General features: G+C 74.9%; 15 protein-coding genes. 6 read left to right on the forward strand and 9 right to left on the reverse strand.

From position 1 onward, the window contains the following. Nucleotides 1-35 precede the first annotated feature (35 nt). Nucleotides 36-950, reverse strand: a complete 915-nt coding sequence (locus tag RM555_RS26280) for a hypothetical protein (protein WP_311414255.1) — start codon at nt 948-950, stop codon at nt 36-38. Nucleotides 951-1,159: 209 nt separating this feature from the next. After that, entirely contained in the window at nt 1,160-3,772 is a 2,613-nt protein-coding gene (locus RM555_RS26285; protein ID WP_311414256.1) for a glycoside hydrolase family 9 protein, read from the reverse strand. Nucleotides 3,773-3,999: 227 nt separating this feature from the next. On the opposite strand from RM555_RS26285, the gene RM555_RS26290 reads away from it, so the two are divergent. Further along, nucleotides 4,000-4,725: a PP2C family protein-serine/threonine phosphatase gene (locus tag RM555_RS26290; protein WP_132235916.1), complete on the forward strand. Its 726-nt coding sequence runs from the start codon at nt 4,000-4,002 to the stop codon at nt 4,723-4,725. Between the two features lie 65 nt (nt 4,726-4,790). On the opposite strand, the gene RM555_RS26295 is transcribed toward RM555_RS26290, so the two are convergent. From RM555_RS26295 to RM555_RS26305, 3 genes are read right to left on the reverse strand one after another with little or no spacing between them, the layout of a single operon-like run. Further along, nucleotides 4,791-7,451 carry an ATP-dependent RNA helicase gene (locus tag RM555_RS26295; protein WP_311414257.1) on the reverse strand — a complete coding sequence of 887 codons (2,661 nt, stop codon included), beginning with the start codon at nt 7,449-7,451 and terminating at the stop codon, nt 4,791-4,793. A 30-nt stretch (nt 7,452-7,481) separates the two neighbouring features. After that, complete coding sequence (locus RM555_RS26300; protein ID WP_132235920.1) at nt 7,482-7,682, reverse strand: DUF397 domain-containing protein; 201 nt, start codon at nt 7,680-7,682, stop codon at nt 7,482-7,484. 39 nt (nt 7,683-7,721) lie between these two features. Continuing rightward, a complete protein-coding gene (locus RM555_RS26305) occupies nt 7,722-8,564 on the reverse strand; it encodes a helix-turn-helix domain-containing protein (RefSeq protein ID WP_311414258.1) in 843 nt (280 codons plus the stop codon). Nucleotides 8,565-8,690: 126 nt separating this feature from the next. Between RM555_RS26305 and RM555_RS26310 the strand changes: the two genes are divergently transcribed. From RM555_RS26310 to RM555_RS26320, 3 genes are read left to right on the forward strand one after another with little or no spacing between them, the layout of a single operon-like run. After that, nucleotides 8,691-9,332 carry a GOLPH3/VPS74 family protein gene (locus tag RM555_RS26310; protein WP_311414259.1) on the forward strand — a complete coding sequence of 214 codons (642 nt, stop codon included), beginning with the start codon at nt 8,691-8,693 and terminating at the stop codon, nt 9,330-9,332. 40 nt (nt 9,333-9,372) lie between these two features. After that, nucleotides 9,373-10,899, forward strand: coding sequence for an APC family permease (locus RM555_RS26315; RefSeq protein ID WP_311414260.1), 1,527 nt, complete (start codon nt 9,373-9,375; stop codon nt 10,897-10,899). Continuing rightward, a complete protein-coding gene (locus RM555_RS26320; protein ID WP_311414261.1) occupies nt 10,896-11,513 on the forward strand; it encodes a GNAT family N-acetyltransferase in 618 nt (205 codons plus the stop codon). Before RM555_RS26315 ends, RM555_RS26320 begins: the two co-directional genes overlap by 4 nt. Nucleotides 11,514-11,660: 147 nt before the next feature. Here the strand turns inward: RM555_RS26320 and RM555_RS26325 are convergent, their stop codons facing one another. Then, nucleotides 11,661-12,488: a SigB/SigF/SigG family RNA polymerase sigma factor gene (locus RM555_RS26325; RefSeq protein ID WP_311414262.1), complete on the reverse strand. Its 828-nt coding sequence runs from the start codon at nt 12,486-12,488 to the stop codon at nt 11,661-11,663. 374 nt (nt 12,489-12,862) lie between these two features. On the opposite strand from RM555_RS26325, the gene RM555_RS26330 reads away from it, so the two are divergent. Then, nucleotides 12,863-13,600, forward strand: coding sequence for a hypothetical protein (locus RM555_RS26330; protein WP_311414263.1), 738 nt, complete (start codon nt 12,863-12,865; stop codon nt 13,598-13,600). 17 nt (nt 13,601-13,617) lie between these two features. Here RM555_RS26330 and RM555_RS26335 read toward each other — a convergent pair whose 3' ends face one another. Then, entirely contained in the window at nt 13,618-15,207 is a 1,590-nt protein-coding gene (locus RM555_RS26335) for a phospholipase D family protein (protein ID WP_311414264.1), read from the reverse strand. A 142-nt stretch (nt 15,208-15,349) separates the two neighbouring features. Here RM555_RS26335 and RM555_RS26340 point away from each other — a divergent pair, with 142 nt between their 5' ends. Next, complete coding sequence (locus RM555_RS26340) at nt 15,350-15,478, forward strand: hypothetical protein (protein ID WP_255474758.1); 129 nt, start codon at nt 15,350-15,352, stop codon at nt 15,476-15,478. Nucleotides 15,479-15,595: 117 nt separating this feature from the next. Here the strand turns inward: RM555_RS26340 and RM555_RS26345 are convergent, their stop codons facing one another. Further along, nucleotides 15,596-16,582 carry a pirin family protein gene (locus RM555_RS26345; protein WP_311414265.1) on the reverse strand — a complete coding sequence of 329 codons (987 nt, stop codon included), beginning with the start codon at nt 16,580-16,582 and terminating at the stop codon, nt 15,596-15,598. Nucleotides 16,583-16,592: 10 nt separating this feature from the next. Further along, entirely contained in the window at nt 16,593-17,075 is a 483-nt protein-coding gene (locus RM555_RS26350) for a MarR family winged helix-turn-helix transcriptional regulator (protein WP_121395498.1), read from the reverse strand. Nucleotides 17,076-17,229: the final 154 nt, after the last annotated feature.

Consider the following 17,229-nt stretch of genomic DNA (forward strand, 5'->3'; position numbering starts at 1 on the left):
GAGGGCGGGAGGGCGGGAGGGAGGGGTGAGGGTGGTCAGGGGGTGAGGGTGGTCAGGCGCTCCGTCGCCAGGCAGGAGGTCAGGCAGCGTTCCTTGGCGTCGCTGGTTATCCTGGCGGTCCAGTCCGTGAAGCCGCCGTCGCCGAGTTCGACCTCGTCGGCGCCGTCGCCGGCGGTGATCCGCAGCGCGGCGTCGACGTAGTAGCCCCGGCCGCGTCGGCGCTCCGGCTCGTCCACAAGCGGTACGCCCGACGGGCCCAGCGCCGGCCGGACGGTGTCGGCGATCCGTTCCCCGATGACGGGGCTGTCCAGCACGGTCAGGCGTACCCGGGCCGCCGCCGACGGCGGCAGCAGGGTGGCGAGCACCGTGTGCCAGTACGCCAGGTGCAGGGTGAGCAGCCGTGCCTCGGTGCGCCCCGAGCCGGTGTCGCGGGCGCTGGAGACCAGCGTGAAGAGCCGGAAGTGCGCCGACCAGGTCGGCCCGAAGTCCTGCGCCCGCAGCACCCGGTGGCAGGCGGCCAGGTGCACGGTGCCGCCGGCCGGCTGTTCCCGGCGGCGTACCGCGGCCTCGATCGCGAGCGCGTTGGTGGGGTCGCTGAGCACCTCGGTGGCGCGGAAGGTGGTGACGATGCGGTTCTGGCTCATCGGCGTGACGACCGAGCAGGTGCCGAGCGGCGCGACGGGGGAGAGGTCGACGCCGGCGAACTCCGCCGGGAGCAGTTCCCACAGGCGGGCCTCGACGGCGGCCAGCGCGCGGGGGTCGGCCGCCGCCGGCCGGGTGAAGCGGTCCGTGCGCCAGCGGCGGACCAGGTCCGCGGGGCGTACCGCCGCCGCCCGGTCCCGGGCCACCGCCAGCAGCAGCGTGCGCAGGTCCGCCGGGCTCAGGCCGGCCAGGGCGCTCCGGGTGTCGTCCGGCAGTCGCGACCAGACCCGCCGCTCCGCGTCGTCCATGCCGGCAACCCTGTCGTACGCCCCGCCTGCCGTCCACCGGATTCGGCGGCTGCCGGCCGCACGGCCCGCGTCGCGGCTGGACCCGGTGGTGGCCTCCCCCGGGGACCCGGGGGAGGCCGTTACGCGGGCGGCGCGCTCGTCACCTGGGACGATCCGGGCCGGTGCGGTCGAGGCGACGGATCGCCGGGGCGCACCGGACCACGGGTCGGTCAGGAGAGCGTGCAGGCCGCGCCGTTGACGGTGATCAGGCCGGGCGCCGGGTTGGCGCCGCCGCCGGTCACCGCGTTGAAGCCGAAGGTGACGGTGCCGCCCGGGGCGATCCTGGCGTTGTACGACTCGTTCTTCGCGGTGACGGTGGCCCCCGCCTGGGTCGCCTTGGCCAACCACGCCTCGCGTACCTTCTGGTCGCCGGTGAAGGCGAAGCGGGCCGCCCAGCCGTCGATCGCGCTGGTGCCGGTGTTGCGGATGGTCACCTGGGCGGTGAACCCGGTGCCGCCCTGCCAGGTGCCGTAGTTGGTGTACGTGGCGGCGCAGGTGGGCGCCGGCACCGCCTTCGAGTCACCCTGGTCGGCCAGGAACGAGGCGATCCAGGCCAGCGCCGAGTTCCAGTTGATGGCCACCTCGTTGGTCGCGTACGAGTTGATGTCGTCGACGTAGCAGAACATCGGCTTGCAGCCGGCGAGCAGCTTGGCGGCGAACGGGTCCTGGAGGGCGGCGTTCGGGCCGCCGGCCAGCGAGCCGGCGGGCGGCTTCGGCAGGTCCGGGTCGAGCTGGTGGCCGAAGATCCGGCTGTGCTGGTTCTCGGCCGCGTGCTCGCCCCACCCGGTCACGTACGAGATGTTCAGGGCGTTGCGGCCGAGGACGTAGTCCATCGCCTGCACCGCGCCGTCGCGGTACTTCGCGTCGCGGGTCAGGTCGAAGGCGGTGGCCAGCACGACCGCGTTGTTGATGAGGTTGCCGTTGCCGCCCCAGAAGTAGCTGTCCGGGTCGCCGGGCATCGGCAGCCCGTACGCCTGCCGGCCCGCCTCGGCGAGGTGGGCGTCGGCGGCGGCGGTGACCGAGGCGCGCACGCGGGCCAGGTCGGCGGCCGGCAACCCGTTCGGCACGGTGGCCAGGTCGAGCCGGCCCAGCGCGGCGACGCCCTGCCAGCCGAAGCCGCGCGGGTCGAACACGTTGCCGGTGTGGTGCGGCGACGCGGTCAGGTCCGCCAGGTACGGCTGCTCGCCGGTGCTCAGGTAGAGCTCGGCGGCGGCCCAGTAGAACTCGTCGGTGACGTTCGTGTCGTCGTACGCGCCGCCGCCGGTGCTGTCGGCGGGGCTGGCGTACCGCGTGGGGTTGGCCTTGGCGGCGGCGTAGGCCGTCTTCGCCGCCGTGTCGCAGCGCTTCGCGAAGGCCGCGTCGTAGGGGGCGAAGAGCCGCGCGCACTGGGCGGCGACGGCGGCCAGGTTGAGGGTGGCGGCGGTCGACGGCGGGTGCAGCTCGCGCTGCTCGGGGTCGTCGTGCGGGGCGAGCGGCAGGCCGGTCCAGTTCCTGTCGTGGATCTTGTGGTGGGCCATCCCGGCGAGCGGCTTGCCGGCCGGCACCTGCATGCGCAGCAGGAACTCCAGCTCCCAGCGGGCCTCGTCGAGCACGTCCGGTACGCCGTTGCCGCGCTCGGGCACCCGCAGCGTGCCGTCGCCGAGGGCCGCGCCGTGCCCGGCGGTGGCGGCCGTGCGGGTCCGCTCGAAGGTGTTCAGCAGCTGGTAGGTGGCGATGCCGCCGTTGACCACGTACTTGCCGTGGTCGCCGGCGTCGTACCAGCCGCCGCGCACGTCCAGGGAGTAGTCGCAGACGCCCGGCTGGCAGGGCACGTTGGTGTCGCCCTTGTTGGGCGCCACGTCGAGGTGCCCGGCCGGGCGGGCGTACTCCGCGCCGATCAGGTCGCCGTCGATGGCGATGCCGCTGCGCTGGGCGTAGAAGAACTGGAGGGAGTCGGCGCGCAGCCGGTCGTAGAGGGTGCCGGAGATGTCGAAGGGGTGGCTGGTCTCGCCGTCGACGGTCAGGGTCAGCCCCGCCCCCGGGGTCCGGTACGCCGAGAAGTCCAGCGTCTGCACGTTCTGCCCGGAGGCGGCGTCGACGCCGCGCGGGGTGGTGCTGCCGCTGGCCAGGACGGTGCCGGCGGCGGAGCGCAGCTGCCAGGGCAGGGCGTCGGTCGCCGACGTGACCACGGTGGCGTTCTTCGGCCCGCCGGGCAGGTAGCCGACCTGGTTGACCCGCACCCGTGGCCCGGTGTCGGGCACGTACGGCGCGGGCGGGTCGCCGCCGCGCAGCGAGACGTCGTCGAGGCAGACGGTCTGCTCGGCCGCGTTGCCGCCGACCTGGAAGATCAGTTGGGCGGCCGGGTTCGCCTCGGGCACCGTGAACGTCTTCTCGAACCGCTGGGCGGTGCCGCTGGCGGTGGCGTCGACGCTGGCGTACGTGGTGTAGGGGGCGGTGCCGAGTTGCAGGACCGCCTTGACGGCGGTGCCGGGGGTGGCGGAGACGTCGAAGCCGAGGGTGTACTCGGCCCCGGCGACCAGCGGCACGCCGTCCTGGCCGATGCCGGCGTCCCACGGGTTGGCCAGCCCTCCGGGCACGGCGGCGCAGAGCCGGCCGTCGGTGACCGCGAGCGGGCCGGTGCCGTAGGAGAACCAGGGGGACACACCGGCGCTGAAGTCGCCGTTGTCGATCTGCTCGGGGGCGTCGGGGGGTGGTTCGGCGTGGGCCGTGCCGGCGGTGGCTCCGGTCAGGGCGATGGCGGTCGCGGTCGCGAGCAGTGCGAGGCGACGTCGGGATGGCGTCACGGGTGTTCCTTCCGGACGACTGCGGGGACGGGATGGCGGTAGGCGACCTGGGAGCGCTCCCAGGTTCTGTCGATGGTTCCAGTGCCTCCCGCGCCCTGTCAATCGATCCGACTGGATGGCGTGGACCCGCCCGACGGACCCCCGGGACAGTGAGATTCGCCGCGCGACGCGCCGAGGTCCTGATCTCCTAGAGACAACTGAGCCCTCCGCCTGGCAGGCTGCCACCCATGACCCTGAAGCTGCGCTCCGTGGGAACGAGCGACCGTGGGCTGATCCGCAGCGGAAACCAGGACGCCCTGCACGCCGGCACCTGGCTCGTCGCCGTCGCCGACGGCATGGGCGGGATGGCGGCCGGCGACCTGGCCAGCGCGATCGCCATCGACGCGGTCGCTCCGCTGGACGTGGAGACCCCGGAGCACGCGCTGGTGGCCGCACTGCAGAGCGGCATCCAGCTCGCCACCGAGCGGATCCACCAGGCGGTCGCCGAGGATCCGGAGCGGCAGGGCATGGGCACCACGCTGACCGCCCTGCTCTTCGCCCGGACGGGCAGCTGCCTGGCCCTCGCCCACGTCGGCGACTCCCGCGCCTACCTGTTCCGCGAAGGCGTGCTCAAGCAGATCACCCGGGACGACACGTTCGTGCAGATGCTCGTCGACCAGGGGGTGATCACCGCCGACCAGGCCAGCAGCCACCCCCGCCGGGCCGTGGTCACCCAGGCGTTGCAGGGCGAGGAGGTCTCCCCGGCGTACGCGACGATGGTGCCGTGGGCCGGGGACCGCTGGCTGCTGTGCAGCGACGGGCTGTCCAACGTCGTCCGCCCGGACACCCTCGCCGAGGTGCTCGCCGAGCACCCCGACCGCGCGGACTGCGCCCGCCGGCTCATCGACCTGGCGCTGCGCGCCGGCGGGCCCGACAACGTCACGGTGGTCGTCGCCGACGTCGTGCAGGAGTGAGCGGGCGTCGCGAGCGAACCAGCCGGTTCAGCGCTGTGAGCCTCGTGGCGACGACATGAGCCCGCTCAGCGCCGGCGCGGGGTGGCGTGCCGGGTGGGCGGGGCCGTGGTCGGGTCCTCCGGCCACGGGTGGCGCGGGTAGCGCCCGCGCAGCTCCCCGCGTACCTGCGGGTAGCCGGTGCGCCAGAAGGAGGCCAGGTCGGCGGTGACCGCCACCGGCCGCCCGGCCGGCGAGAGCAGGTGCAGCAGCACCGGCACCCGGCCGTCGGCGATGCGCGGCGCGTCCCGCCAGCCGAAGGTCTCCTGGAGCTTCACCGCGAGCACCGGCGCCGCCGGATCGGCGTAGTCGAGCCGGATCCGTGACCCGCTCGGCACCGCGATCCGCTCGGGCGCCACCTCGTCCAGCCGCGCCGCCAGCGCCCACGGCAGCAGCCGGCGCAGCGCCCCGGCCACGTCGAGGCGGGCCAGGTCCGCACGGCGGCGGGCGCGGGCCAGCTCCGGGCCCAGCCAGGCGGGCGCGTCGGCGAGCAGCGCCTCGTCGCCCACGTCGGGCCAGTCGCCGCCGAGCGACTGCCGGCAGAACGCCAGCCGCTCGCGCAGCGCCCGCGCCGCCGGGGTCCAGGTCAGCAGGCCGAGGCCGGTACGACGCAGGCCGGTCAGCAGGGCCCGCTCCACCTCCGCCGGGTCGGGCCGGGCGAGCGGCCGCTCGACCAGCTCGATCGCGCCCAGCCGCAGCACCTCCCGGGCCACCACGTCCTCGCCGGCCCAGCCGACCTCCCGCTCGGTGCGCAGCAGCGGCCCGCCCGCCTCCCGGGCGGTCGCCTCGTCGAGCGGGGTGGCCAGCCGCACCCGGGCGGTCGGCGCGCCGGGGGAGCGGTCCGCCACCGCGACCGCCAGCCAGTCGGCGCCGGCCAGCCCCGACCCGGGCGCCAGCTCCGCCGCGGTCCCGCCGCTCATCAGGTACGCCGAGCCGCCCGGCCGCCGCACCCGGGCCAGCCGCTCCGGGTGGGCCAGCCCGACCAGCAGCCCGGCGGCCAGGTCGTCGGTCAACCGGCCCCGGTCCGCGTCCCCGGCCGGGTCCGGGTGGCCGCGCCCGGGCGGGTGCACGGCGGGCGGCTCACCGGCCGGGTGCCGGGTCGGGCGCGTCCGGCCGGTGCCGCCCGCCGTCGCCGCGTCGGAGCCGAGGGGCGGGCGGCCCCGGTCGGGCCGTCCCGACTGCGCGTCGGGCAGGGCGGCGCGTAGCCGGCGTACCTCCGAACGCCAGCGGGCGGTGGCACCCGGGTCCGCGCCCGCGCGCAGTCGGCGCCACGCGGCGGTCAGGTCGTCGCCCGGCCCGGCGGCGGTGTCCTCGGCGAGCAGCGCCACGATCTCCGCCGCCCGGTCCGCCCCCACCCGGGCGGCCCCGTCGAGCAGCGCCCGGGCCAGCCGGGGGTGCGCCCCGACCGCGGCGATCGCCCGGCCCCGGTCGGTGATCCGCCCGTCGGCGTCGAGCGCGCCGAGGGTGGCGAGGGTGTCGCGGGCCACCGTCATCGACGCCGCCGGGGGCGGGTCGGGCAGGGCCAGCCCGGCGCCGTCCGGCGAACCCCAGGCGGCCAGCTCCAGGGCGAAGCCGGTCAGGTCGGCGGTCGCGATCTCCGGCTCCGGCTGCGTGGCCAGCCGTTCGTGGGTCGCCGCCGACCAGCAGCGGTAGACGTGCCCGGGCGCCTCCCGGCCCGCGCGGCCGGCCCGCTGGGTGGCCGCCGCCCGGGACACGGCGACGGTGACCAGGGCGCCCAGGCCCCGGGCCAGGTCCATCCGGGCGACCCGGGACAGCCCGGCGTCCACCACCACCCGGACGCCCGGCACGGTCAGGCTGCTCTCCGCCACCGCCGTCGCCAGCACCACCCGCCGCCGGTCGGCCGGGCGCAGCGCCGCGTCCTGGTCGGCGCCGCGCTGCCGGCCGTGCAGCGGCAGGACGGCGACCGCGTCGCGCAGGTCGGCCAGCCGGCCCGCGACGGCACCGATCTCGCCGGCCCCGGGCAGGAAGACCAGCACGTCACCGGCGCACTCGCGCAGCGCCCGGCGCACCGTCGCCGCGACGTGGTCGAGCAGGCCCCGGTCGACCGGGCCGGCCCCCGGCGCGGCCACCGGCCGGGGTGGCGGCGCCCAGATCCGGGTCACCGGGTGCAGGGCCGAGGACGCCCGGACGATCGGCGCGGGAGCGCCGTCGCCGCCGAGCAGCGCGGCGAAGCGGTCCGCCTCGGGGGTGGCCGACATCGCCAGCAGCCAGAGGTCGGGGCGCAGCGCGGCCCGGGCCTCCACCGCGAAGGCGAGCGCCAGGTCGGCGTCGAGCTGCCGCTCGTGGCACTCGTCGAGCAGCACGGCGCCGGTGCCGGCCAGCTCGGGATCGCGGTGCAGCCGCCGCACCAGCAGCCCGGTGGTGACCACCTCGACGCGGGTCCGCGGTCCGCTGCGGCGCTCGCCGCGCACGGCGTACCCGATCCGCTCGCCGAGCGGCTCGCCGAGCAGCGCGGCCATCCGGCGCGCCGCCGCGCGGGCCGCCACCCGGCGCGGCTGGGCGACCAGCACGCGACCGGGGACCTCGTCGGCCACGGCCAGCGGGGCGAGGGTCGTCTTGCCGGTGCCGGGCGGGGCGACCAGCACCCCGGCGCCGGCGCCGCGCAGCGCCGCGACCAGCTCCGGCAGCACCGGGCGTACGGGCAGGTCGAGGGGCACGTCCGAGAGCACGGCCCAGTCTCGCACCGCCCGGGGAGCGGCTCAGCCGGGGCGTACCCCGTCGACGCCGGTGACGAAGGCGCGCCAGGCCGACGCCGGGAAGGCCAGCACGGGGCCGGGCCGGTCCTTGCTGTCCCGGACGGCGATCCGGTCCCCGGCGGCGGCGACCTCCACGCAGTTGCCGTTGCCCACGCTGCGGCTGCTGGTGCGCCACTGGGCGCGGGTCAGGTCGAGCGCGCTCATCGCGGTACCCCCGTCTGTGCCGGCGCGCCGCGTCAACGGTCACGCAAAGTGACGAGAAGCTTCCGTCAGGCGGGTCAGGGACGCCTCCGGACCGAGTGCCATCCGGCACATCTCCTCGTGCACAAGGCTATACCCGCGCACCTGTCCGGCCTCCTCCAGAGCCAGCCCCATCGTGAGGTTTTCCAGGTAAACCACGGCCGCGTCGGCGGTGTCGGCGAACGTCAGCACGACGTACGGCGCGTTCATCGCCGGGTGCCCGCCAGCGGAGAACGGAAGTACCTGGAGAATCACGTTCGGTAGTTGAGAGACCTTCGCGAGGTGGGCCATCTGGTCGGCCATCACGGCGTTGCCGCCGACCGGGCGGCAGAGCACCGCCTCGTTGAGCACCACGGACAACTCGACCGGGTTGTCGCGGTGCAGCACGTTCTGCCGATGCAGCCGCGCGGCGACCTTGCGCTCGATCCCGTCCTCACCCGCGGTGCGCCGGAAGACCTCCCGCGCGTACGCCTCGGTCTGCAACAGCCCGGGCACCGCCTCGACCTCGTACGTGCGCAGGCTCGCCGCCTCCGCCTCCAGCCCGACGTAGAACTCGAACCACTCCGGCAGGACGTCGCTGTACTTCTGCCACCAGCCGCGCTGCTGCGCCCCGCGGGCGATCTCGATGAGCGCCTCGGCGTCGGCCCCGGTCACCTCGTACAGCGCCAGCGCGGCCCGGACGTCGCGCGGCTTGATGCCGATCTGGGCGTTCTCGATGCGGGACAGGTTGCTCTTGGACATGTCCAGTTGCCGGGCGGCGACGTCCAGGGTCATGCCCGCGCGCTCGCGCAGCTGGCGGAGTTCCCGGGCGATGCGGCGGCGGCGGACGGTGGGGCTCGCGGTCACCCTCCGAGTCTGTCACGGCAAGATCCGCAGGTGGGGCCAGCACGGAGTGCAACTTCCATAAACGGGAGTTGCGTTGCAGTCACGGCCGGTGCATCCTTGCCCGGTTGCGAACACTGTGGACAACCCGTGCGGGAGGACCGGTTGCACATCGCCGACGAGTTCTTCCTGATCACCCACAACGACAGTCGGGGCAAGGCGAAGCTGCACCCGACGGCGACCGGCCTCGGCCTCGCCGCAGGGCTGCTCGGTGAACTGGTCCTACGTGGACACGTCACCGTCTCCGCCGGGCTCGTCACGGTGCTCGACCGTCGCCCGCCGGCCGACGCGCTGGCGCACACCGTGCTGGACCAGCTGGTCGGCGAGACGCAGCAGCACCCGGTGCGTACCTGGCTGAGCTTCCTGGCGCAGACCGCCACCACCTCGGTGGGGGAGCGGCTGGTCAGGGCGGGAGTGTTGCGCCGGCAGGAGAGCCGGCGGCTGCTCCGTACCACCGTCAGCTACCTGCCGATCGACGTCAACGCGGTGGCCTGGCCGGCCACCCGGCTGCGCGCCCTGCTCGACCGGCCGGAACCGCCGAGCGTGCCCGACGGGACGCTGCTGGGTCTGGTCGTCGCCGCCGGGCTGAGCCGCGAGGTGCTGTGGAGCGCCGGCCCCCGGGCGCACCACCGGCTGGGCGTGCTCATCCCGGCGCTGCCCCCGCCGCTGCGGGAACTCGTGGCGCACACCGAGGCCGCCGTCGGCGCCGCCGTGCTGCGCGGCGTCGGCTGACGCCCTCCACCCCTCCCTCCCCTCGAACCGGAGTCCGCGTATGTCGACACCAACGCTCGACCGACCGAGCAACGTCTCCGAGGCCCTGGCCCGTGGCCGGCTCGGCGTGCCGTCGGTGATCTTCTTCGTCCTCTCCGCCGCCGCCCCGCTGACCGTGGTGGCCGGCGTCGTCACCACGGGGTACGGGGTCGTCGGGGTGCTCGGCATCCCGCTGGCCTTCCTGACGGTGGCCGCGGTGCTCGCCCTCTTCTCCATCGGGTACGTGGCGATGGCCCGGCGGATGGCCAACGCCGGCGCGTTCTACGCCTACGTCGCCCGTGGGCTGGGCCGCCCGGCCGGCGTCGGCGCCGCCTGGGTGGCGCTGATCGCGTACAACGCCCTCCAGGTGGGGCTCTACGGCACCATCGGCGCCGCCGCGGAACCGGTGCTGGGCCGCCTGTTCGGGGTGGCCCCGGCGTGGTGGGTGGTGGCTCTGGTCGCCTGGGCGACGGTCGGCGTGCTCGGTCTGCTCCGCATCGACCTCAACGGCCTGGTGCTGGCGGCGCTGCTGGTCGCCGAGATGGTGGTGATCGTGGTCTTCGACCTCGGGCAGCTGACCCACCCGGCCGGCGGGGACGTCAGCTTCGCCGCGCTGTCACCGGAGAACCTCGTCGTGCCCGGCGCCGGTGCGGTGCTGGTGCTGGCCATCCTGGGCTTCGTGGGCTTCGAGTCCGCCGTGGTGTTCAGCGAGGAGAGCAAGGACCCGCGGCGGACGGTGCGGTTGGCCACCTATCTCTCCATCGCCATCATCGCGGGGATCTACGCGCTGTCGTCGTGGAGCATGACCGTCGCCGTCGGGCCGGACCGGATCGCCGCCGAGGCGGGCGAGCAGAGCATCGGACTCATCTTCAACCTGGCCGAGGCGCACCTCGGGGGCACCGCCGTCACCATCGGCCAGGCGCTCTTCCTGACCTCGGTGCTCGCCGCGATGATCTCCTTCCACAACACCACCGCCCGGTACACGTTCGCGCTCGGCCGGGAGCGGGTGCTGCCGGCCGTGTTCGGGCAGACCTCGCCGCGCACCGGCTCGCCCCGGGCCGCCTCTCTCGCGCAGAGCGCGCTCGGCCTCGTGGTGATCCTGCTCTACGCGCTCAACGGCTGGGACCCGGTGGTGCAGCTGTTCTACTGGGTCGGCACCGCCGGGGGCTTCGGGGTGCTGCTGCTGATCGCCACCACCTCGGTCGCGGTGATCGCCTTCTTCGCCCGCGACGGAGTCAACGAGACGCTGTGGCGGCGCGCGGTCGCCCCCGGACTCGCCGCCGTGGCCCTGGCCGTGATCGTCCTGCTCGCGGTGGTCAACTTCGCCGACCTGCTCGGGGTGGCCCCGGACTCGCCCCTGCGCTGGGCGGTCCCGGCGGTCTACCCGGTCGCCGCGCTGCTCGGCCTGCTGTGGGCGCTGGTGCTGCGCGGCAGCCGCCCCGACACGTACGCCCGGATCGGTCTGGGCGCGGAGAGCGTGGCGGTGTCGGCGCCGCCGACCGGGCACCTCGGCGGGCCCGTCCCGAGCGGGACGGCGGCGCGGCGGTGAGCGGGGTGCGCATCGAGCGGCTCGGACCGCGGGAGACGTCGCTGGTGGCCGGCCGGATCGCCGAGGCGTTCATGGCCCTCGACGCGCCCCGGTGGCTGGTGCCCGACGCCGGGCGGCGGCAGTCCGTGCTGGCCGGCAACTTCGCGATCCTGGTGGACCACGCGATGCGGTACGGCCTCGTCCACGCGACCGCGGACCGGGCGGGGGTCGCCGTCTGGTTCCCCTCGGTGGGCGACCCGGCCCCGCCGCCGGCGGACTACGACGCCCGGCTGGCCGCGGCCTGCGGGGAGTGGACCGACCGGTTCGCCCACCTGGACAAGCTCTTCGAGGCCCACCACCCGCACCCCGACCACCACCACCTGGCGTTCCTCGCCGTCGCACCGGACCGGCAGGGGCAGGGGCTGGGCAGCGCGCTGCTGCGGCACCACCACGCCGTGCTCGACGCCGAGGGGGTGCCCGGTTACCTGGAGGCGGCCAGCGAGACCGGTCGCGACCTGTACGCGCGGCACGGCTACCAGGTCGCCGAGCCCTTCCACCTGCCCGACGGCACGCCGTTCTGGCCGATGTGGCGGGAGCCCGCCCGCGCGGCGACGGCGGGCGGGGAGCCCGCCTGAACGACGGCGCCCGGTTCCACCCGCCCGAGCGGCGAAGCCCGGGTCTCCCTCGCGGAGGGGGACCCGGGCGTCGTGCCGCGGTGGCGCCGCGCCCGCCCTGGACACGGCGATGGCCGGGCCCGCCGGCCCGGCCATCGCCCACCACCCCTAGTACGTGCCGTCGAGCTGCCCCCGCAGCTTGGTCAGCGCGCGGGCCAGCAGCCGGGACACGTGCATCTGCGAGACGCCGATCTGCTCGGCGATCTGCGACTGCGTCAGGTTGCCGTAGAACCGCAGCGTGAGGATCTTCTGCTCCCGCTCGTCGAGCGTGGCCAGCGCCGGGCCGAGGGCGACCCGCAGCTCGGCCAGCTCGAACTCGCCGTCCACACCGCCGAGCATGTCGCCCAGCTCGGTCGCGCGGTCGCCGTCGCCGGTCGGGGTGGAGAGCGAGACCGCGTTGTAGGCGCGGGCGCCCTCCAGGCCCTCCAGCACCTCTTCCTCGGTGAGCTTGAGGTGGGCGGCGATGTCGGCCACCGTGGGCGAACGGCCCAGGGTCTGCAACAGCGAGCTGTTGGCGTCGGAGATGGCCAGCCGCAGCTCCTGGAGCCGGCGGGGGACCCGGATGTCCCACGTGCGGTCGCGGAAGTGCCGCTTGAGCTCACCGATGATGGTGGGGATCGCGTAGCCGGCGAAGTCGACACCGCGGGACGGATCGAACTTGTCGATCGCCTTGATCAGGCCGACCGCGGCGGTCTGGGCCAGGTCGTCGGTGGGCTCGCCCCGGCCGCTGTAGCGGTGGGCGAGGTGGTTGGCGAGCGGCAGCCAGGCCTCGATCGCCTTGTCGCGCAGGGCGGCGCGGGACGGGTGGCCGGCCGGCAGCGCGGCCATCGCGTTGAGCAGGTCCGCGGCGCTGTCGGTGAGCGCACGCGGGTCGAGCTTCTGGGCGGTGCTCGGCGCTGTCGTGGTCGCCGGCTCGCTGATCGTTGGCGCGGTCATGGGTGGTCCTCCCTGCACCTCGTCCGCGGATGAAAGACGTGACGCTTAGGTTTAAGTTCAGATGTCCGTTCGGGAGTCACCTTAGCCCGATCGGTCTGCCGAAATCTAGCCGAAAGTACGATGTACTTAAGTAATTTTCCGGCATGGACGACGCCAATCGGGCAAAGCGGCCTCGGATTGTGAGCCGGCTTACCTCGGACGTATGGTCAGGCGGCCACGCCGGACATCGACATCGCTGCATCCGGGCGGCCCGGACCAGCAGGCCGAGCGGTCACGGCCCACGGATGACCGGCGCCGAATGTCGGCTTTCCGTCGTTGTCCCGTCAACGGGACGGGCCGTAGCGTGCGGGTACCCGCCCCGCTCCGGAGGTGCCGTGCTCGACCCCGCCGCCCCCCATCTCGTCGTCAACAGCCGCACGCTCTTCTTCGGCTGGCTGCCGGCGGACCCGGACGCGGTCGCGGCGCTGGTCCCGGCCGGGCTGCGCCCGTCGGCCGACCGCCTGGTCTTCATGAACCAGTACGTGGTCGACGACGAGAGCCAGACCTCCGGCTTCGGCGCGTACTCGCTGACCTACCTCGGGGTGGCGCTGGCGGGGGTGGACGCGCCGGGCGGGAGGAATCCCGGCGGCTGGTGGACGGACTACGTGACCTGTAGCGCACGGGTCCGCGCCTACGCCGCCGCGCGGGGGGCGCCCGCCGTCGTGGGCCGGACCCGCATCGAGCACCACGACGGGGAGATCGTCGCCGAGACGGAGATCGACGGCGTACCGGTGATCCGGGCCCGCTGCCAGGTGGGCGAGACGGGCCGGGCGATCAGCAGCGGCCACCACCGCTACTTCACGGCGCGCGACGGGCAGCTGCTCGACGCCGTCTACCCGTACGTCGCCGAACCGGTCGACCCGTTCGTGATCGAGTCGGTGGAGTTCCTGGAGCCGACCCACCCGATCTACGCGCTCCGCCCGGAGAACCCGCTGACGATCGGGTTCGGCTTCTACTCCCCGCGCGCCTCGTTCGCCTATCCCGGCGGGCTGACGGTGCACACCGCCGACGCCGACGCCGTCCAGGCCGAGCCCGCCCGAAGCCGGGCCGACGCCCTCTTCGTACCCGCCTGACGGTCAGGCCGGAGCGCTCACCACGTGCCCGCCCGACGGGCCCGCAGCGGCCGGCCGTCCGGGTCGTAGACCAGCCGGTACGCCGGCAGCGCCCAGGCCCGGGTGTACCAGGGCAGCCGTTCCGCCCGGTGCGGCAGCAGCCTGCCCGGCGGCCGGGGACCGGCCTGCCCGGCGTCGTACCACCGTTGCAGCGCGTCGGCGGCGGCGCTGATCGCCGCCACGGCGTCGGCCGGGTCGATCAGGTCGGCGTCCTCGCCGCCGTCGGGGTCGCGGTCCAGGTGCTCTCGCCACAGCCGCAGCCGCAGGTCCCGGGCGAAGACCCGGGCGCCGTCGCCGAGGCCGGCCGGGTCGGTCGGCGCCCGGTCGTCCCGGGTGCCGTCCAGCACCGCGCAGGACAGCTCGCTGTCGTGCGTCCAGGACCGGCGGTTGAAGTTGTCGCTGCCCACGCTGGCCCACACGTCGTCAACCACGCACACCTTGGCGTGCACGTAGACCGGGGTGCCGGCGTGGTTCTCCACGTCGAGCACGTGCACCCGGTCGGGGGCCGCCCGCTCGCAGAGCGAGAGCGCCTGCTCGCGGCCCACCGTGTTGGGCGGCAGCGCCAGCCGGCCGTCCACGTCCGGGAACCGGGGGACCACAGCGACCAGGTGCAGGTCGGGATTCTCCCGCAGCGCCCGGGCGAACAGGTCGGCCACCTCGCTGGACCACAGGTACTGGTCCTCCAGGTAGATCAGCCGCCGGGCCCGCCGGACCGCCTTGGTGTAGCCGCGGGCCACCGTGCGCTCGCCGTCGGGGGCGAAGGGGTAGCGGGGCCGGACCGCCGGGTAGGTGCGCAGCACCTGGACGTCGTGCGGGCCGCAGGGCGGCGGGTCGGCCGGCTGCGGCGGCAACGGGTCGGGCCGCAGGTCCGCGCCGCGCAGCCGGTCGCGCAGGTAGGCGAGGGGATTCTCCGAGTCCAGCGGCATCGGGTCGGTCCAGCGCTCCCGGAAGGTGGTGTCCAGCGCGCCCACCACCGGCCCCCGCACCGCGAGCTGCACGTCGTGCCAGGGCGGGTGGTCGCCGTAGCGGGCGGACATCTGCACCGCCTGCGGGTCGCCCCGGTGCGCGGCGTCGTCGCGGCGGCTGTGGCACAGGTCGATCCCGCCGGCGAAGGCGACGTCCTGTTCCGGCGCGCGCAGGTGCCGCAGCACCACCAGCTTCTGGTGGTGCGAGCCGCCCCGGCGGACCCGCTGGTCGAGCAGCACCTCGCCGCCGGCGGCGGAGACCGTCTCGCTCAGGTTGCGGTTCTCCGCCTCGCTGTAGGCCAGCAGGTCGAGGTGGGAGCGCCAGATCAGGCCCTTGACCACCACGCCCCGCTGCGCGGCGCGCGCGAAGAGCTGCGCCACGGTCGGCCCGTCCGGGCGCAGCCGTTGGTCCGGGTCACCCCGCCAGTCGGTGAAGAAGAGGTGGTCGCCGGCCTCCAGCGCCTGCACCTCGTCGACCAGCCGGTCGAAGTACGCGGCACCGTGAATTAACGGCTCGGCAAGGTTTCCGCTGCTCCAGACGGGTAACTCTGACACCGGGTTGGCGCGTTCGGCTGCGCTCAGGAACCAGTTGCGCGGTGCCACCGTTCCAGCCCCCCGAGGTCGACAACGTCCTCACGGTAGGACCCGTGTCGCGGGTCCGCATCCCGGCCGGCACTCCGGTGACCGGTCGGACGGCCCCCGACAGCCCGCCCGATCACGACGCGAACACCGAGGAGGCAACACCATGCCCGGCGAGACGACGAACCCCGTAACCGAGTACCGCGAGCAGGCGGTCGAAAGCGAGCGGGGCGCGCTGGTGACGGTGTTGCTCATGGTGATCCTGGGAGTCGCGGGCATCTTCGCCGTCTCCTGACGCCACGTCCCGCGCCGGTGGGCGCCATGTTCTGACGCGCCAAGTGGGCGCCATGTCCCGACGCGCCGGTGGGCGCCACCCGGCCGTGCCGGGGGCGCCCACCGCCCGCGCGTGGGATCAGGGCCTCGGTGCCTGGCCGTCGGTGTGCGGCAACCGCTCGGCGGGGACGACACCGAGCCGGCCGGCCTTGAAGTCCTCGAACGCCTGGAGCAGCTCGTCACGGGTGTTCATGACGAACGGGCCGTAGTGCGCCACCGGCTCCCGGATCGGCTCGCCGCCCATGATGTAGAGGTCCAGCGTCGGGGTGTGGCCGTCCTGGCTGGCGTCCGCGGTGAAGGTCAGCGCGTCGCCGGGGCCGTGCACGGCGAGCTGGCCCGTGTGCACCGGCCGCCCGTCGGTGCCCACCGTGCCGCGCCCGCCCAGCACGTAGACCAGGGCGTTGAAGTCCGGCCGCCACGGCAGGTCGACGCGGGCGCCCGGCTGCACGGTCACGTGGGTGATGGTGATCGGGGTGTGGGTGGTGCCCGGCCCCCGGTGCCCGGCGATCTCGCCGGCGATCACCCGGATCAGCGCGCCGCCGTCCGGCGTGGTCAGCAGGGCCGCCTCCCGACCCCGGATGTCCTGGTAGCGGGGCGGGTTCATCTTCGCGGCCCGGGGCAGGTTGACCCAGAGCTGGGTGCCGTGGAACAGCCCGCCGCTCATGACGAGGTGCTCCGGCGGCGCCTCGATGTGCAGCAGGCCGCTCGCGGCCGTCATCCACTGGGTGTCGCCGTTGGTGATCGTGCCGCCGCCGCCCTGCGAGTCCTGGTGGTCCATGATCCCGTCGATCATGTAGGTCACCGTCTCGAAGCCGCGGTGCGGATGCCAGGCCGTGCCTTTCGGCTCGCCCGGGGCGTAGTCCACCTCGCCCATCTGGTCCAGGTGGATGAACGGGTCCAGCTCGCTCACCGGCACGCCGGCGAACGCCCGGCGGACCGGGAAGCCCTCGCCCTCGTAGCCGCTGGGCGCGGTGGTCAGCCGGCGGACCGGGCGGAACGCGGTGGACTCGTCGAGCTTGGGCAGGCGGGGCAGGACGAGCACGTTGTCGACGGTGATGGCGGGCATCGGGGGCTCCTCAGCTGTGCGGGTGGGCGGTCGACGCGTCGCGGTCCGCGCGCAGGCGCCGGCCGAGTCGCTCGAAGATCCGGGTGAGGCAGGCGACCTCGGCGTCGTCGAGGTCGTCCATCAGGTGGGCGCGCACCGACCGCAGGTGGTGCGGGGCGGCCTCGCGCAGGGCCAGCAGCCCGGCGGCGGTGAGCACGGCCTCGCTGCCGCGGCGGTCGTCGGGACAGGACTCCCGGGCGACCAGGCCGCGCCGCTGCATGGTGGTGATCTGGTACGTCAGCCGGCTGGGCGAGAAGACCAGGCGGCTCGCCAGCTCGCCCATCCGCAGCCGCTGGCCCGGCGCCTCGGAGAGCAGGACGAGCACGTGGTAGTCGGCGAAGCTGAGCGCGCTGTCGGCGCGCAGGTCGTCCTCCAGCCGCGTGTAGAGCCGCTGGCTGGCCTCGATGTAGGCGCGCCAGGCGGCGAGTCGGGCACTGTCCAGGCTCTCGGTCACGCCATGACAGTAGCACTATTTCAAAATTTAACTAGTGTCCCGTGAGCGCGGTCACCCGCGACGCGGCAGCGTCGTTCAGCTTTGAAGGGGGCTTCCGGGCGGGGGCGGGGTCGCCGCCGGCCCGGACCAGCCGGCGCCGGCGTCCGCCGGAGCG

Origin of the sequence: Micromonospora reichwaldensis, from assembly GCF_031845925.1 — a bacterium.
GTDB classification, from domain to species: domain Bacteria; phylum Actinomycetota; class Actinomycetes; order Mycobacteriales; family Micromonosporaceae; genus Micromonospora; species Micromonospora reichwaldensis.

What these genes read in the sequence shown, in the direction of transcription:
- RM555_RS26280 (WP_311414255.1), bottom strand. Translation starts at nt 950, where the DNA reads ATGGACGACGCGGAGCGGCGGGTCTGGTCGCGACTGCCGGACGACACC.
- RM555_RS26290 (WP_132235916.1), top strand. Translation starts at nt 4,000, where the DNA reads ATGACCCTGAAGCTGCGCTCCGTGGGAACGAGCGACCGTGGGCTGATC.
- RM555_RS26300 (WP_132235920.1), bottom strand. Translation starts at nt 7,682, where the DNA reads ATGAGCGCGCTCGACCTGACCCGCGCCCAGTGGCGCACCAGCAGCCGC.
- RM555_RS26315 (WP_311414260.1), top strand. Translation starts at nt 9,373, where the DNA reads ATGTCGACACCAACGCTCGACCGACCGAGCAACGTCTCCGAGGCCCTG.
- RM555_RS26325 (WP_311414262.1), bottom strand. Translation starts at nt 12,488, where the DNA reads ATGACCGCGCCAACGATCAGCGAGCCGGCGACCACGACAGCGCCGAGC.
- RM555_RS26340 (WP_255474758.1), top strand. Translation starts at nt 15,350, where the DNA reads ATGCCCGGCGAGACGACGAACCCCGTAACCGAGTACCGCGAGCAGGCG.
- RM555_RS26345 (WP_311414265.1), bottom strand. Translation starts at nt 16,582, where the DNA reads ATGCCCGCCATCACCGTCGACAACGTGCTCGTCCTGCCCCGCCTGCCC.